13 protein-coding genes are annotated in these 17203 nt (G+C 40.0%); 9 read left to right on the plus strand and 4 right to left on the minus strand.

Going from position 1 to position 17203, the window contains the following annotated elements; genetic code table 11:
* Positions 1-131: 131 nt before the first annotated feature.
* The 7 genes from LV85_RS18650 to LV85_RS18685 all read left to right on the plus strand — a co-directional run bounded on the left by LV85_RS18650 (position 132) and on the right by LV85_RS18685 (position 8807).
* Complete coding sequence (locus LV85_RS18650) at positions 132-431, plus strand: GIY-YIG nuclease family protein (protein WP_111322295.1); 300 nt, start codon at positions 132-134, stop codon at positions 429-431.
* A gap of 136 nt (positions 432-567) precedes the next feature.
* Entirely contained in the window at positions 568-1656 is a 1089-nt protein-coding gene (locus LV85_RS18655; RefSeq protein ID WP_111322297.1) for a glycosyltransferase, read from the plus strand.
* 152 nt (positions 1657-1808) lie between these two features.
* On the plus strand, positions 1809-2441 hold the full coding sequence (locus LV85_RS18660; RefSeq protein ID WP_158531207.1) for an FkbM family methyltransferase: 633 nt from the start codon (positions 1809-1811) through the stop codon (positions 2439-2441).
* A gap of 127 nt (positions 2442-2568) precedes the next feature.
* The gene (locus tag LV85_RS22345) at positions 2569-3894 is read left to right on the plus strand and encodes a glycosyltransferase (protein ID WP_245942374.1); all 1326 of its coding nucleotides are present in this window, start codon (positions 2569-2571) and stop codon (positions 3892-3894) included.
* Positions 3895-4153: 259 nt separating this feature from the next.
* On the plus strand, positions 4154-5371 hold the full coding sequence (locus LV85_RS18670) for a hypothetical protein (protein ID WP_170125634.1): 1218 nt from the start codon (positions 4154-4156) through the stop codon (positions 5369-5371).
* Positions 5372-5949: 578 nt separating this feature from the next.
* A complete protein-coding gene (locus LV85_RS18680) occupies positions 5950-6933 on the plus strand; it encodes a polysaccharide deacetylase family protein (protein ID WP_111322301.1) in 984 nt (327 codons plus the stop codon).
* A gap of 683 nt (positions 6934-7616) precedes the next feature.
* Positions 7617-8807: an ATP-binding protein gene (locus LV85_RS18685; protein WP_111322303.1), complete on the plus strand. Its 1191-nt coding sequence runs from the start codon at positions 7617-7619 to the stop codon at positions 8805-8807.
* Between the two features lie 1327 nt (positions 8808-10134).
* On the opposite strand, the gene LV85_RS18690 is transcribed toward LV85_RS18685, so the two are convergent.
* The 4 genes from LV85_RS18690 to LV85_RS22505 form a co-directional block, all read right to left on the minus strand.
* A complete protein-coding gene (locus LV85_RS18690; protein WP_111322305.1) occupies positions 10135-10509 on the minus strand; it encodes a cupin domain-containing protein in 375 nt (124 codons plus the stop codon).
* A gap of 216 nt (positions 10510-10725) precedes the next feature.
* Positions 10726-13530, minus strand: a complete 2805-nt coding sequence (locus LV85_RS18695; protein ID WP_111322307.1) for a phospholipase C — start codon at positions 13528-13530, stop codon at positions 10726-10728.
* Between the two features lie 247 nt (positions 13531-13777).
* The gene (locus LV85_RS18700) at positions 13778-15166 is read right to left on the minus strand and encodes an FAD-binding oxidoreductase (protein ID WP_111322309.1); all 1389 of its coding nucleotides are present in this window, start codon (positions 15164-15166) and stop codon (positions 13778-13780) included.
* 138 nt (positions 15167-15304) lie between these two features.
* On the minus strand, positions 15305-15460 hold the full coding sequence (locus LV85_RS22505; protein ID WP_111322435.1) for a helix-turn-helix domain-containing protein: 156 nt from the start codon (positions 15458-15460) through the stop codon (positions 15305-15307).
* 91 nt (positions 15461-15551) lie between these two features.
* On the opposite strand from LV85_RS22505, the gene LV85_RS18710 reads away from it, so the two are divergent.
* The gene (locus LV85_RS18710; RefSeq protein WP_111322311.1) at positions 15552-15926 is read left to right on the plus strand and encodes a BlaI/MecI/CopY family transcriptional regulator; all 375 of its coding nucleotides are present in this window, start codon (positions 15552-15554) and stop codon (positions 15924-15926) included.
* Positions 15923-17188 carry a M56 family metallopeptidase gene (locus tag LV85_RS22350; protein WP_111322313.1) on the plus strand — a complete coding sequence of 422 codons (1266 nt, stop codon included), beginning with the start codon at positions 15923-15925 and terminating at the stop codon, positions 17186-17188. Before LV85_RS18710 ends, LV85_RS22350 begins: the two co-directional genes overlap by 4 nt.
* Positions 17189-17203 lie beyond the last annotated feature (15 nt).

Consider the following 17203-nt stretch of genomic DNA (forward strand, 5'->3'; position numbering starts at 1 on the left):
TTATATTAGCGTCATCGCGAGGAACGAGGCGATCTGTATTTAAATAGGTAGATTGCTTCAGTCGTGCCTCCTTCGCAATGACGTAAAGCAGATTGCAGCGCTCGTATCTCACTCGCAATGACGGTTAAATTATGAAAAAAGGTGGTTCCATATATCTCCTAACAAACAAGAATAATACAGTGATCTATACAGGTGTCACTGAAGATTTAATTCGAAGAGTACAAGAGCATAAATCCAAATTTGATCCTAATTCATTTACAGCAAAATACAACTTGGATAAACTGGTTTACTTTGAAGGTTTCCATACAATTGATGAGGCAATAGCCAGAGAAAAGCAGATTAAGGCAGGGAGCAGAGCAAAGAAAGAAAAGTTGATAAACTCTGTAAACCCAACTTGGAAAGATCTCTATAATGAATTATTGAGTGAATGAGGTGGCTATTCGTCATTGCGAGGATTGAGACAGAAGTTCATTTTACTGGACGGCTTATCAATCCGCGGCAATCTATTGGAAGTTTGTACTAATAAATTACAGATTACCGCGGTCGTTCCTCCCTCGCAATGACGATATGAAAATCATTCAACTTATACAAAAGCCTCAACGAAGAGGAGCGGAGATCTTTGCGGCTCAACTCAGCGAGCAGCTTAGGCTAACTGGAAATGAGATTTTGTTGGTTAGTATTTTTGAAGGAGATGCTGATTTACCCTTCAAGGGCAAATGGATTAAATTGAATAAACAGGTTTCTCATCGGTTTTTTGATTTTAATGGCTGGAGTCAATTTTCTACAATTGTAAAAGATTTTAAGCCAGATATCATTCAGGCAAATGCAGCTGATACGCTTAAGTTTTCAGTGTTTTCGAAAAGGCTATTCGGATGGAAAGCTCCAATAATTTACCGAAATGCAAACCAGATGGGGGATTTTATCAGAAATGGTTTCCACCAAAAGTTTAATCAATATTTATTAAATCAAGTTTCAGGAATAGTTTCAGTTTCTAATGCTTCAGCTGCAAATCTTCATGATACTTTCAGATTTCCACAGGATAAGTCCACAACTATTCCAATTGGAATTGATTCCATGGATATAGATTTAAAATTGCAGCAAAAACCCACCTTACCAATGCCAGAGGATTTCTTGCTGCAAATTGGTGGTTTGGTGGAGGAAAAAGACCCTTTAGGAATGCTGGATATTTTCTTTGAGATTCATAAAGATAAACCAGGTTTGAAGTTAATCTTTATGGGGTCAGGGAATCTTAAAAGTAAATTGGAGGATAGAATTAAAGAACTTGGCTTAGCATCTAAAGTTCAATTGATACCCTCACAGCAAAACATTTTCCCCATTTTATCTAAAGCAAAGGCCTTAGTAATGCCTTCTAAAATAGAAGGATTGCCTGGAGTGATTTTAGAAGCGATGTATTGCAAAGTACCGGTGATAGCTTATGATGTAGGAGGGATTAGGGAGGTGATAAAAAATGAGAATGGATGGTTAGTTCCTGCAGGTAAGCCAGTTTCATTTGAGAAAGCAATCGTAAGTGTTCTGAATAGCTCCAAAGTAGATTTAAAAGCAAAACTTTTTAAAGCAATGGAATTAATAGAAGATCAATACACAATTTCTAAAATTTCAAATCAATTTGGATTTTACTATAAATCTATCAGATGAGGCAAAAATTTCTAAAAATTATTCGTTCCAAAGTACTGCAACCTTTGTGGGTGAAATTGCACCATATTTCATTGATAGGGATGAATTACTTTGGCGGAGCATCTCTGAGTCACAGTGGAGAGATTTGGGCTTTGAATTACGTGAAACAGAAATTGAAAGATAAGGATGAGATCTTAATATTTGATGTTGGAGCAAACTCAGGCGAATACTCATTGGTAGCAAATGAATTGTTTGCGGATAGAGTGTTCATACATGCCTTCGAACCATCAGCCTATACCTATAAGATTTTGGAAGAAAAAACTGTTGCGTGTACTAAGATAAAAACCCATAAACTAGGAATAGGTAGTGAGAAGGCCATACTTAAATTGTACTCCAGTGGAAAAGGAAGGACTACAGCTTCTGTATATAATTTAGAATATAGAGTAAATAATTTTCAAGATGAGTTTACCGAAGAAATTGAAGTTATTTCGGTTGATTCGTTTTGTAGCGAGAATTCAATTCAATTTATTGATTTATTGAAAATTGATATTGAAGGCCATGAGTTAGTAGCACTCAAAGGAGCTAAATCTCTCATTGATTCTTTATCTATTAATTTCATTCAGTTTGAATTTGGGAAATGTGACATTGATGCTGATGTTTTCTTTAGAGATTTTTATGAAGTATTGTCCCCAGGATATCATATGTATAGGATTGTCTCAGATGGATTATTTGAGATTAAAAATTACGACTCAAGTTTAGAGATTTTTCACACCGCCAATTTTCTGGCGGAAAGAAAAGGGATATAGAATTTATGTTTAAGGCGGTTGTCACGTCATTGCGATCCTGAGCAGTGGGAGTAGTAATATGTTTATTGAATGGCATATTGTATCGCTCATACCTCACTCGCAATGAAGGATAAAGATCTTCTTTAGCATGATAAATAAAAAAATTAAAATATTACACCTTATCAAATCACTAGGCCGTGGAGGAGCTGAAAAACTCATTCCCGAAACTGCCTTGGTCCATGATCAGACTCGCTTTGAGTTTCACTGTATTTACTTCTACCATCAAAAGAACAATATAGTAGATGAGCTTGAAGCGGCGGCCATACAGGTACATTTATTTCCTTCTAGCAATTTGGGGCTGTTTTTTCAAGTAAATAAGGTTCGCGACTTTGTCAAGGCACATCAGATAGATATTATTCATGCACATCTGCCCTGGGCGGGAATTATGGCAAGGATTGTAGGTGATAAACTGGAAATCCCCATTGTCTACACAGAACATAATACCTGGGATAGATACAATTCTATATCCTATTGGGGTAATAGAATGACCTTTAAAAGGCAAGATATAGCCATTGCTGTTTCAAATGAAGTGGCGCTCTCCATGCAGCTCAATTCCATGGTGGATCCCTATCAGCGTGGTGGTAGAATGAAGATCAAAGTGATACAGAATGGCGTAAATACGGAGGTGTTTAGGAAGATGTGGGATCCACCACGGCGGACAAGTGTAGGATGTCGGATCCGCCACGGCGGACAAGTGCCCGATGTAGATTCGTCATTGCGAGGAGGCAAGAAAGCCGACGAAGCAATCTTACAATTTGATTCAGCTCTTATTGGTAACTCGAGACAAAATCCCCCTTTTCAAATGGGGGAAGGGGGGATTTACTCCAATTTGAAAACTACCCTTGGTATTCCTGAATCAGCTAAAATAATAGGTATAGTAGCAGTATTCCGCGATCAAAAACGCTTATGGTTATGGATAGATCTAGCCTTGAAAATTTTGAGAAAATGCCCAAATACACATTTTATATTGGTCGGCGATGGAGAGTGGAGGTCTAGGCTGGAAAAGCAGATATCAGATTCAGGTAAATCAGGCCATTTTCATTTAGTAGGGGTACAAAAACAAGTAATTCCTTATCTATCAATATTGGATATATACCTGAGTACCTCAGAGTTTGAGGGTTTGCCCATTGCCATGCTAGAGGCCATGTCCTGTGAAGTGCCGGTAGTGGCTACTCGTGCGGGAGGTATTGGTGAGGTAATTCAGCATGGAATCCAAGGCTTTTTATCTGAGATAGATGAATACGAAGAATTGGTTGATCACTGTGTTGAGCTAATCAATAAGGAGACCCTTCACAAATCAATGTGCCTTGCTGCTCGAGAAAGAGTGGTACAGCATTTTAGTATGAATAGGATGGTGGAGGAGTTGGAAGAGGTTTATGAGTCCGTCATTGCGAGGGAAAGCACTCGACGGTAGGAGAGTGTTTTGCCGAAGCAATCTTAAAGTTGGAATATATACTCTGATCAAAGAGATTGCTTCAGTCGGTTGAATTCCTTTGTAATGTAAAATTCCCTAGTCCTCCTTCGCAATGACGTATACTTGTCATTATGAGGATTGGACTCAAAATTTAATTTAGCATTGAATCATACATACAATCCGAAGTAATCATAAAGTTGGATTTCGTACGCTATACGCTAATTTTAAATTTCAAATTCAAAAATTTTAAATTAACGCAGTGCTTGGCGCAGTAGTCCTCATACTCATCCTTTTTGGCATTAGCCAACCCATACTCGGCAACTTGCAGCGTGAGCATAAGTGGGTGAAAGCAGGGTTACTCAACCAGATGTTTTGGTACCATATGTTCTTTGGATTAGTCTATTGGACATATAGCCAGTTTAACAGATCTGATTCTCAAATGTATTATAGGTACACTGAGATTTCCAGAAATTGGTTTGACTCTTTTCATGCAGGGACGGAGTTTATTCATTGGATGTCCTATCCATTTGTAAAATGGTTGAATTTCAATTATGATATGATGATGTTCTTGTCCTGTTGGTTGGGATTCTGGGGTTTTGTTTATTTCTACCTATTTTTTAAAGAGAACCTTCGATTTAATCCCAAATTCCAAGGTTGGGATGCGATTACGATTTTTATGTTTTTGCCTAATATGCATTTCTGGACTGCCTCTCTGGGCAAGGGGGCAGTGATTTTTGCAGGAATAGGCTTTTTGGTTTATGGACTTTCTTGGCCTCAAAAGAGACTTAGTTATATCGCATTTGGGAGCTTTCTTTGCTATATGGTGAGACCTCATATTCTCTTTGCAATTCTGATAGGTATGGGAGTGGGCTTTGTGCTGGGTAAGGAAAAAGTCCCTATTTATCAAAAGTACTTGGTGGTGTTTTTTGCAATAGGAATGAGTATTTATGTTTATGAAGATTTACTAGCTTTCTTAGGTTATGACCCTAATAATGTATTAGAAAGCTTTGAAGAAGAGTCTGCCCTGAATATGGGGAGACTTCGGTCTTCAGGTTCGGGAGTGGCTATGGAGTCATATAGCATGCCTATGAAGCTATTTACTTTTTGGTTTAGGCCTTTGTTTATTGATTCACCAAATGCCTTGGGAATTGCGATTTCCTTTGAAAATGCACTATACATCTACATGTTTAGTAAGGTGGTTCGAATGGATTTCATCAAGTATATCAAACAAGCTCCTGCTATGGTGAAGATGTCTGCGGTGGTATTTATTTCCATATCAATCTCCATGACCTTTGTGATGTCTAATCTGGGTATTATCATCCGGCAGAAGTCTCAGATCATGTACTTTATGCTCTTTGTGGTAGTGGCTTTTATGGATTGGCAACGGACCACGCGAATCAAAAAACGAGGAGAAATATTTAATCGGATAGTGGAAGAGGAGAGGAAGAATTTGGAATTGGCGGTGGCTGAGAAATAGTGTTTTAACGTCATTGCGAGGCACGAAGCAATCTGTATCTGTTAACTATTTACCTCCCTCCAAAACGACTGTAATTTGTCAGTTATTCCCTGTTCTCGATGAAAAAAGATGGCTCAATATATCTTATGACAAATAAGAATAACTCTGTTCTAGATATTGGAGTAACTGAAAACCTTATTCGTCGTGTTTAGGAGCATAAATTGAAGTTTTACCCAACTTCATTCACCGCAAAATACAACTTGGATAAGCTGGTATATTTTGAAAATTGTCAATCTATTGATGAAGTTATAAATCGGGAAAAGTAAATAGAAGGTGGTAGTAGAGCAAATAAAAAGCTTGATATTCAGTCAATCCCAATTGGGAAGATTTGTTTGAGGAATTGAGAATGAATTCCCTTCATTTCTAAAAGTGAAATACAAAAGCCGACTCAGTATTGTCCTAACTGGAGCTTCCTGCTATTTGATAAATAGATCGCTTCGTTCTTCGCGATGAGGTATTTGACCTAGATTAGCTTGTTCACAATGAATCGGGATAGGCTATACTCCTTTGAAATATTTCTTCAAAAGTCTATATATAAAATGAAAACCGGCACCTTCACCATTTCTCTTGACTTCGAACTCCTCTGGGGTATCTTCGATAAGGTAGGAACTGGCTACAAGCCTTCTTACTTTCTTAATACCAGGCAGATCGTCCCGATTATGTTGGAGAAGTTTGCCAAAGCGAATGTGCAGGCTACTTGGGCTACTGTAGGGATGCTTTTTGCAGAGAATGAAGAAGAATGGCGTGCATACTCACCCAAGTTTTTGCCATCCTACCGGGACAGAAAATACTCTGCGTATGAATGGGTTAAGAAAAATGGCATCAGGCCCGAGGTGCATTTTGCTCCGGATCTAATCAGGCAGATTATTGATACTCCAGGCCAGGAATTAGGTTCGCATACTTATGCACATTATTATACTTTGATGCGTGGCCAAAGCCCGGAGCAGTTTCGTGAGGATCTAATGGCCACTCAAAGAATTTCTAAAGATAAGTTTGGGGTTGGACTGGAATCTCTTGTGTTTCCCCGAAACCATATCAATGAGTTGTATTTGGGGATTTGTTTAGAGGAGGGGTACAAGTACGTTCGTGGTAATCCAAGAAATTGGTTTTGGCAAGAAACTCAGCACGAAAACCTCAGTAAGAAAATTTTCCGATCTGCAGACTGCTTTTTTCAGGTTGGAGCAAAGACCTCTTATGCTTTGGAAGAAGTCAATTTATTTGAACAGGAACCAATAATTATCCCCGCTTCTAGGATACTTCGTCCTCAGCAGCAGCACAATTTGCTAATGAACAAGAGTCGTTTGCTGAGAATTAAATCCGAAATGACATTTGCTGCACAGCATAAGGAAGTATATCATCTTTGGTGGCATCCGCATAATTTCGGTACCAATCCTGAAAGTTGTTTAGCTGAGTTGGATGAATTATTAAGTCATTATGCAAAGCTCCATTCTGAGTACGGAATGCTTTCTATGAATATGCGAAGTATGGGAGAATTGATAAAAGAGCAAGTTTCAATGGTTTAATTTCTGTGCCTCATCAGGTCCTGCATAAACCTCAGATCGTATAAGTCTGAGGTTTTTGTGTTTTCCAGCTCTTGTAAGGGCGAATCATCATTCGTCCTATAGAGCCATTGAGCTATTGCCCCAATGTCTCAATGATCCAATGTCCCTGTGTTTTCACAATTTTCCAATTCCATTTCTCGGCAGAACCATCTGGTACAAAGAACCATCTTGGCCGAGAGAATTTGGCTTCGGTAATTTATAACCTAGGGTTGAAACCCTAGGCTAGGAATATGGCTCGTCCCCATGGGACTGTTAGGTTTGAGTGCGTTCTTAGTTTTGGGCTTACTTAACAGAAGTGCCTTTTGATAAGGGTAGATGGGGAGGCTAGAATATCTTTTCTTCTTCAGCTCTGCTCTTGTAAGGGCGAATCATCATTCGCCCATCGCCCCATTGTGCCTGTGCTTTCACAATTTTCCGTTTCCATTTCTCGGCAGAACATTCTGGTACAAAGAACCACCTACGCCGAGAGAATTTGGCTTCGTTGTTTTATTACCTAGGGTTGAAACCCTAGGCTAGCTATATGGCTCTTCCTTATGTCAATCAATGGTTCACTTTCCACAGCAAGTCAGCGCAATTGATCTTGTGTATAACGTGTATCACAATAAACAAAAAATGGATATATTTGTTTATTAAGATAAACAACCATGGAGATTCTATTTAGTCTATACCAAAAGCTTTTACGAAATACAGCGCTAGATTTTCAGCGTAACTTGCTTGAAGAAATACGATGGGAAAATCGCCTGATTGGGATTAAAGGTGCCAGAGGAGTTGGGAAGACCACCTTGGTTCTTCAATATCTGAAAAAGGAATTTGGGAGTTCAGATTCTACTGTCCTTTATGTTTCCCTAGATCATTTTTGGTTTTCTACTCACAGTCTCTTGGATTTAGCAGATCAATTTACCAAAACGGGCGGTAAGCTATTGGTGCTGGATGAGGTTCATAAGTATCCTAATTGGTCTAGAGAATTGAAGAATATATACGATTTTTACCCCGAGTTGAAAGTTGTTTTTACTGGTTCCTCACTCCTCGAAATACTTAATGCTGGGGCGGACTTGAGTAGGAGAGCGGTGATGTACCAGCTGACCGGACTTTCTTTTCGGGAATACCTAAATTTGGAAGCAGGTTTGAATCTTCCAGTTTTGAAGCTTGATGTCTTAATTCATGAGCATATAGCTATTGCAAATGAATTGTTGACAGAAGTTCGACCTTTTCAATATTTTAGTGATTACCTACGAAAGGGCTATTATCCATTTTCAAGAGAATTTGGGGATTTATATGAGCAGCAGCTTAGCGCTGTTGTCAATTTGGTGTTGGAGGTAGAGCTGCCTCAGCTGCGCAAATTTGATTTAGCTTATGTGCCAAAGATTAAGCAGTTATTGGCAATAATCGCTGATTCAGTTCCCTTTATCCCTAATGTGACCAAACTCAGTCAAAAAATCGGTATCAATAGAACTACCTTGCTGACCTATTTTCAATACCTCGATGAAAGTAAATTGACAAGTAATCTGTATCAGTCCAATGAGGGAATATCCATTTTGCAGAAGCCTTCAAAACTATATCTTGAAAACACCAACTTAGCATATGCTCTGGGGAGAAATGTAGATGTTGGCAATCTTAGAGAGACTTTTCTGCTCAATCAGCTTAGCTATAAACATAAGATGACTTTGCCTCTAAAAGGAGATTTTTTAGTGGACAAAATATGGAATATTGAGGTGTGGGGAGCAGGGAAAGACCTTCCTAAATCAGGACTTGAAACTGATGTTGTTGCTGCCGATGGAATTGAATTGGGTCTCGGATCCAAGATCCCATTATGGCTTTTTGGTTTTTTGTATTGAGCCAAAGGATTTCCACAATAGAATAGCTATCCCGATCAGCCAACTTCATTATTATCTCATTGAGCGTTCATTATTAGCAAGGCGGTGCTTTGTGGTAAATATGAGTTATCATTTCCATTTCTCGGCAGAACCTTCGGTTACAAAGAACCATCTTGGCCGAGAGAATTTGGCTTCGGTAATTTATAACCTAGGGTTGAAACCCTAGGCTAGGTATATGGCTCGTCCCCATGGGACTGTTAGGTTTGAGTGCCACATCTAGATATTCTCGCTTATGATATTAGTTTAATATTAGCGCTTTTTGGAAGCAGTTTTGAGCGGAATCTTTTCCCTCTTCAGCTCTATTCTTGTAAGGGCGAATCATCATTCGTCCTTTAGAGCCATTGAGCTATTGCCCCAATGTCTAAATGATCCAATGTCCCAGTGCTTTCACAATTTTCCATTTTCATTTCTCGGCAGGACCTTCTGGTACAAAGAACCACCTAGGCCGAGAGAATTTGGCTTCGGTAATTATAACCTAGGGTTGAAACCCTAGGCTAACTATATGGCTCGTCCCTATGGGACTGTTTGGTTTGAGTGCCACATCTAGATATTCTCGCTTATGATATTAGTTTAATATTAGCGCTTTTTGGGAGCAGTTTTGAGCGGAATCTTTTCCCTCTTCCGCTCTACTCTTGTAGGGGCGAATCATCATTCGTCCTTTAGAGCCATTGAGCTATTGCCCCAATGGCTCAATGATCCAATGTCCCAGTGCTTTCAATAATTGTCATTTCCATTTCTCGGCAGAAACCTTCGGGTACAAAGAACCATCTTGGCCGAGAGAATTTGGCTTCGTTGTTTTATTACCTAGGGTTGAAACCCTAGGCTAGCTATATGGCTCGTCCCTATGGGACTGTTTGGTTTGAGTGCCACATCTAGATATTCTCGCTTATGATATTAGTTTAACATTAGCGCTTTTTGGAAGCAGTTTTGAGCGGAATCTTTTCCCTCTTCAGCTCTTCTCTTGTAAGGACGAATCATCATTCACCCTATAGCACAATAGCCCGATTGCCTGTTTAATCCAAAGTCCTTGTGTTTTCAATAATTGTTATTTCCATTTCTCGGCAGAAACCTTCGGGTGCAAAGAAACATCTTGGCCGAGAGAATTTGGCTTCCGTGATTTATAACCTAGGGTTGAAACCCTAGGCTAACTAAATGGCTTGTCCCCATGGGACTGTTAGGTTTGAGTGTGTTCTTACTTTTGGGCTTACTTAACAGAATTGTCTCTTGTTAGGGTAAAAGGGGAGGATTATTGCAACAAAGGTTTCCTCTTCTGTTTTGTAAGCACGAGTCAACCCATTTCAGCCATCTTCTTTCCTATATGCTCCATTACCTCCTGAAACTCCTTGGTTGGACTGAAGTCAATGATTTTTGTGTTCTGCTCTGCTTTGGCGGTATGTCCATTAGGCATATAGAAGACATCACCCTTTTCTAACAGTTCTTCTGTTCCATCGTCATATATGACGCGCATAGCGCCTTCCACTAGGTATCCCCAGTGCGGACAGTGGCAGCTATTGTTGTGAAGTCCCTGCAATAGTGGTGTAAAATCCGCTCCGGCTGGAACTTCATTGAATGCGATGGTCATACCTCCATAGCCAGGCATGTTGCGCATAATCGTATCAGGTGTTTGCATTACCACAGGTATGGCCTCTTTGTTGATTTTCATGATTAAACGAGTTATGGTGAGGATATTAGTTATTTAGTCCATAAGTCTACTAGTTCTGAGCTGATTTAGTGCTTGCTCTTTGCTTAGGCTTGAGATGAAAACTAGTTATGATTAATTAGGTAAACCACCATTATTTACCCAAAAATTAACACTATTGATCCCAGAACAGGCAACTATACTATTTCAAAATCTAGAGCCTTTATAATAGAAGTATCATTACTCCTTTTTCTTAATTTGATCAGCAACTATTTTGCGGAATTTTGAGCCAAAACCAAATAGTAGCATGTTGTCATGAAAACTATCCGCACTCACTTCCCTGTCATTTATCTCACCAGGCGCATTTGCAGCTATAAAAAACTGATGATTTGCTACAGTGGATGGCGTGACTGCCCTCGGGCGTCGGTCTAGAACTGATAATATACTGTTGGCGGCATCTGTTCTCTTGCCGAGCAATTCTTTGTTGGTGCCTTCGGGGCCTATAAAATTGGAAAGAATAGTTTTAAGAATAGAAGTGTGATCGAAGACTGTCTTTGATACAGATTTTGGCTTTACCCAAGGAGAAATAATAAATGCAGGTACTCGCAAGCCGTAATGACTTGCACCGTCTTTGTGAATCTTGTGTACTACTGGGTTCCCCTCACCGTTGATGCCATGTGGAGGCACATGATCATAAAAACCACCATGCTCGTCATAAGTGATGATAAATAGGGTCTTCTGCCAATGCAAGTCATTGCTTTTCAGTGCATCGTAAATCTCTTTGACACCAAGTTGACCTTTCCCGACATTTGCTGGCGGATGGTCATCATCAGCTTCACCTTCTATCTCTAGGTCAATGATGTGTGGATCTATCCATGAAACGGCTGGAAGCTGTCCATTTCTTGCCTTACTCAACCATTCATCTCTTTGGATAATGTTTTTTTCATCCACTCTGTATTTATCGAACATTCGCAGAAAGGCAATATTGCTCTCTACATAGTTCCAACTGATATTTTTCTGGGTCAGAATATCGAAAATGGTGTCGCCTTTGACAGCTCCTGCTTCATTTCCACCTATTTCAAAATTGTTGATGCTTGGTGCAGATCCCATTACAGAAATAAATCTATTGGGGTAGGTAGCCCCGGGGTGAGATGAGAACCATCGATCACAGATCATATAATTTTCTGCAAGGAAATCAAACATACCTAGTGTATCGTCGTCATAAAAACCCATTACCAACTTTTCACTGCCTGGATCATTCTTGATATCGGTTTTACTCATATAGTTTGAGACAAATCCCGACATTTCACCATTGGCAATCTGCTCTTTGACCTGCTTTACTCCATGCCCTGGGTCCACGCTGATTTTGGCCCCATCCGTGAGTTTAAATACGCTATGCGAGAAGTTGGTGCCTGGAATAGGATTAGTGTGATTGGGCGCTGCTCCCAGTCCATCCACATCTGTTCTGTTCTTTTTTTGAGTCAAATATCCCAGCATGTGATCAAATGACCTGTTTTCTAAGGTCAGTACTACAATATGTTCTATCTGCTTAGAATCAGGTTTGACTGGGGCATTGTGTGTTGGAGGTTTTATACTTATTGAAGCTTTATCCTTCTGGAAGAATCTGCCAAATTTGAAGCTTGAGAAAATAGATTTATGCAACCTTGTCTTTTGTGAAGTAGTGGGAATGGGACTTGGCTTGCTGGGTGCACTTTGGTTAATGATTTTGGTTACCTTCATGGTAGGCCTAGTTGTTATCAGACTATCCTTGAGCCGTATTTTCGCTGAAGGTCTGCTATAATGTCTCACAGTGAAATCTTTCGAAGTTGTTTGCAAATCGAAAAACACTTGGTTGTTTCTTCCAGAAGCTAAAAACAATAGCATATCAGTGAAATGTTCTGCAACAGTCTTGAGTATCTTTTTTGTCGAATTAGCTTTTAATATTTTCTCGATAGCGGATTTGGCACCAGCATTTATTCCGCTTTGTGTTTTAAAAACAATAAATTTTTCGGCGTGGATTGTTGGGAGTATGGTTGGCTCTGCTGCACTGATTGGAGAATGAGAAGCAATGAGTTTTCCTGCCAAATTTCGCTCTTCATAATAGCTTTGATTAAATGGAGCTTTGAATGCTAGCTCAGATTTCACTGCTAGTTTGGTGATATTGACATTTGGTCCTACGACGTTAACTTCATTCCCAGATGTCTCAAAAACAACCTCTGCAGCTAGTGCAATGGCATCTCCATCTGAAGGAATTACGCTTAAGTCTAGTGATTCTAGATTGATATTATTTAGAGAGAAGTTTACTGATATTGATCCAACTGATAATCCAGTCAGAGGGTCTTTGATTGGGTCAATAGATGTGGAAAGCTCACCAATAGGGATTTCTATTTTGTCAATGCCAAGCATTTTTTTTGCCTTGCTGCTGAAATCTAGCGTAAGGTTTTTGTCAATTTTAAGACTAACAGCAAATAACCGGTTGACCTTTTTCAATAAGCGATTCAACAAGCTAAATGGGACTGCTGATTCTTCTAGTTTTAATTGTAAATCCGGATGTGAAATATCGATTTCAAAATTTTCAGACTGAACCCCCTTGTTTTTTATTTGAATAGTCCAAGCCCCATTAGGGTCGTTATCTTTAATGGTGTATTTGAATTGGGTCAAATGTGCGGGTGGGCCTGGAGGTGGAAGAGTAGGGTCAAAGGGTGAGCCTACGTCGACAAGATCATCGAGTACAGATATCGCTGTTTTTCCAGGGAATTTAATATTACCTAAAGCAGTTTTTGTGGAAAATTTTGCACTTAGGAACGGAGTGAGCTCTTCACTTACTATTAATTTGTTAGGATTAATAAGCTGTATTTCCACTGGAGCTATTAGGAGAGGCTCGGGACCTTTTTGTCTTACATATACTACAATCTGTTTGGAGCCTCCTACGATTTCGGATGAAGGATTGAATTTGGTAGTGAAATTATATTCGATGGCTTTACCAAAACCGATAGGGATATTTCTTAGTTCTTTTACTTTAACCCTTGTTAATACATCTGCCATAAGTGATAAAAATTATTAATTATATAAATAGTTGAATAAAAATGTAAGATTACTCCTTCTGCTAAGAATTGCTTTATTCGCCTAGCTAGGCAGCCTGAATTATCACATCGTAATTTTGATGTGATTTTTATCAAGGTACTGATAATCTGCTTATTGATTTTTCCATGGATAAAAGTAAGAGAGCTTCATCCCTAGGTTTTTTTATTTGGCACTCCTTTTTCCACCATAGAACCTTGCAATCATAGACTTATTCAGGTGCTATATTCTGATTGATTCGGAAGAGGTTGTTCGGATCGTATCGTTTTTTTATCTGTGTTAGGCGTTCGTAGTTGTGTTTGTAACTGGCCTTGACACGATCTTCACCCTCGTCCATCATAAAATTGGAATAGGCGCCGCCTGAGGAATAGGGATGTAAGGCTCTCCAGTAGTCCTTGCACCATTTGGTGATTTTGTCCTTGTTCGCAGGATCTGGATCTACGCCTACGATTACGCCAGCGTACTTGGCGTCGCGATATGCCCAAGGGGTTTCTTCAGACCCAACTCGGCTCGCAGCTCCACTTATAGGATATAGGTGCATTTGAGAGAGGGGAGTGGGAATCGTAGAACCGAAATTCAAATGTTCTTTTCTGATTTCAGGACCTAATTCATTGAAAAAATCTGCACGCCAGTACCACTGCAAACCCGGCGGAAACAGCCCGTCAAAGAGGGTCTGAATAGCAGGATAAGGCATTTCACCTACGTGTTGGAATATTGGATTCTTTGCCAATATAGGCTTGAATGCTTCTGCTGCTTTGTCCATATCGCCAGTGTAGCACCAGACGATTCCGCAAAATTGTTTGTTGTGTAGATCCTCCGGAAATGGAGGTCCTGGAATAATCATGGTAGCTATAAATCCATTCAAGTCATCTGGAGCATCATGGATAAACTTATGATACCAATCCATTATTTCCTCAGTCTTCTCAATAGGCCATAAAGTCGGTCCACCGAAAACTGTTTTTAATGGATGTGCTTGGAATTTGAAGGAGGTGACGATGCCAAAATTCCCGCCTCCGCCACGAATGGCCCAGAAGAGATCCTTGTTCTGTGTAGCATTGACGGTGACGCAGGTTCCATCCGCCAACACCATATCTGCCTCCAGCAAGTTGTCGATGGTCAAACCATATTTTCTAGACAAATAGCCAACGCCTCCTCCGAGTGTTAAGCCTCCGACCCCTGTGCTTGAGATGATTCCGGCAGGGATAGCTAGACCAAAGACATGTGTAGCATGATCCACCTCTCCCCAGGTATTTCCACCGCCCACTCTTACGGTATTGTCAGAAGTATCCACTCTTACATTTTTAATCCCCGACAGATCTATGACCAATCCATCATCACATAAACCCAATCCGCCGCCATTGTGCCCACCACCTCGGATGGCGAGTGCAAGTTTATTTTCTCTGGCAAAATTCACTGCGGCAACGACATCTGCGACATCGGTACACATGACAAACATGCCGGGATGCTTGTCGATCATTCCATTGAAAACCTTCCTGGTGTTATCGTATTCCTTATCGGTGGATAAAACCAGCTTGCCCTTGAGCTGAGCGCTCAAATTGTCTAGTAAAGTAACGTCTAAGTCTGTGAGTTGAGTAGCCATGAGATGAGTATGTTAGAGTTTAGTCAAATCTAATCAGGGTTAAGAAGGGGCTCAACCACATTTCATTCAAAAAATAGCACTATTCGTTCATAGGTTGTTTTAGAGGGAAATAGGGAAGGGTTGTTAGAAGGACAGTTGTTAGGCGGAAGCTCGGATGGTTTTGTTATAGGCAGATGGGACCATGCCATATGCTTTTTGAAAGCATTTTGAAAAATATGCGGGTGTATTGAAACCCGTCTCATAGGCTATATCGGAAGCCCTTCGTGAGATACGAACGGTGGTGGTGGTTCTTATTGAGCAAGAGGTTAAACCTTAATATTTGTGAAATAGATCTATCTACGAAAAAATAGTAGGATTATTAAAAATTCGTTTCTATCTTAGGGATATGGAAGAATTAAATAACAACGAAGAAAGGATCATGCGAATTTTTTGGAGACTTGAAAAAGCGCTTGTCCGAGATGTACTAGATGAATTGCCAGATCCGAAACCGCCTTACACCACCTTGGCTTCTGCTATCAAATTACTGGAGAAGAAAGGTTATTTGGATCACAAAGCTTACGGTACCACGCACCAGTATTTCCCATTGATCACACAGGCTGATTACAGCAAGAGAAGTGTAAATCAATTGGTAAAAAATTATTTCGAAGGTTCGGTGGGAAATTTTCTCTCTTTTATGGTAAAAGAAAATAAGATTTCTGACAAGGAAATTGAGGGTTTACAGCGCATGATTGATGATATGGATAAACCCACAGAATCATGAACGCTATCCTAATCTATCTAACTGAGGCAAGTATTTGCGTAGCCATCACGGTGCTCTTTTACAGACTTGTGTTGAGTGATTTGACTTTTTTCACCTTGAATAGAGTCTTATTGGTTGGCATGTTGATGCTGTCATTTATCATTCCTTTGTTATCAATTAATCTTGGGGTCAAGGGAATAGGAACTGGCGAAATTACCCTTCCTGAGTTTCTGGTGGGCAAAGGGGTAGAACAAGAATCCTTGAGTTATTCATGGCAGGAAATTCTTTTTTATACTTACCTCGCTGGGGTAGTAGTCATGTCGGTTCATTTGTTTTTGGGCTTCTTTCTATCACAGCGCTTATTGGGCAAATCCAAGTTGATGCGCTACAAAGATTACTGGATAGCTGTTCATCCTAAATTCATTCCTGCTTCCTTTTTCAGCTACATTTTGCTTCCAGATTTTGATCCAAGTCGCTCTGAGCAGAAGCAAATCGTCCTTCACGAATCGGTGCATGTGCGATTGAAGCATAGCTGGGATTTGCTATTAGTCCAGTTTGCAAAAATTATCTTTTGGTTCAATCCGCTTATCTACCAGTTTGAAAATTCTCTTAGAGAAGTGCATGAATACCAGGCAGATCAGGGGGTGACCTCCAGCTATTCCAAAAGAGAGTACTCTGGCCTTTTACTCCAGATGATCAGAGGAGGACAGGGCTGGCACTTCATGAATAACTTTAACCAATTTCAAACCAAAAAACGAATTATCATGATGAGTAAACCAGAATCCCAGAAGAGGGAAATGCGTAGGTTCTTGCTTGCGATTCCCGTATTAGCTGCTTTGTTCTTTGTGTTTTCCTGTGAAATCACTCCCGAAGAAGATATCGATGCTCCTACGATGATGGGTGAGTCAAAAGCTACCAAGATAGGACCGGCTGACATTACCGCTAGAAAATTAGGTAAGGATGGAGAAACAGTATTTGATGTGGTAGAAAAGCAGCCAAATCCTCCAGGAGGAATGTCAGGATGGAATGAGTATTTAAGAAATAATTTGACTTATCCTGAACAGGCTAGAAAATTAGGTATTGAAGGAACCGTGATCGTAGCATTTATTGTCAATGCTGACGGTTCTCTTTCAGACTTTGAAATACTCCGAGGTATAGGTGGAGGAGCTGACGAAGAAGCAATTCGAGCAGTACAGAATTCCCCAGACTGGACTCCAGGTTCTCAAAAAGACAAAGTCATCAATACAAGAATGAGACTGCCTATTCGCTTTAAGTTGAACTAAAATCACTTAGTAACC

Source organism: Algoriphagus chordae (genome assembly GCF_003254055.1).
In the GTDB taxonomy this organism is placed as follows: domain Bacteria; phylum Bacteroidota; class Bacteroidia; order Cytophagales; family Cyclobacteriaceae; genus Algoriphagus; species Algoriphagus chordae.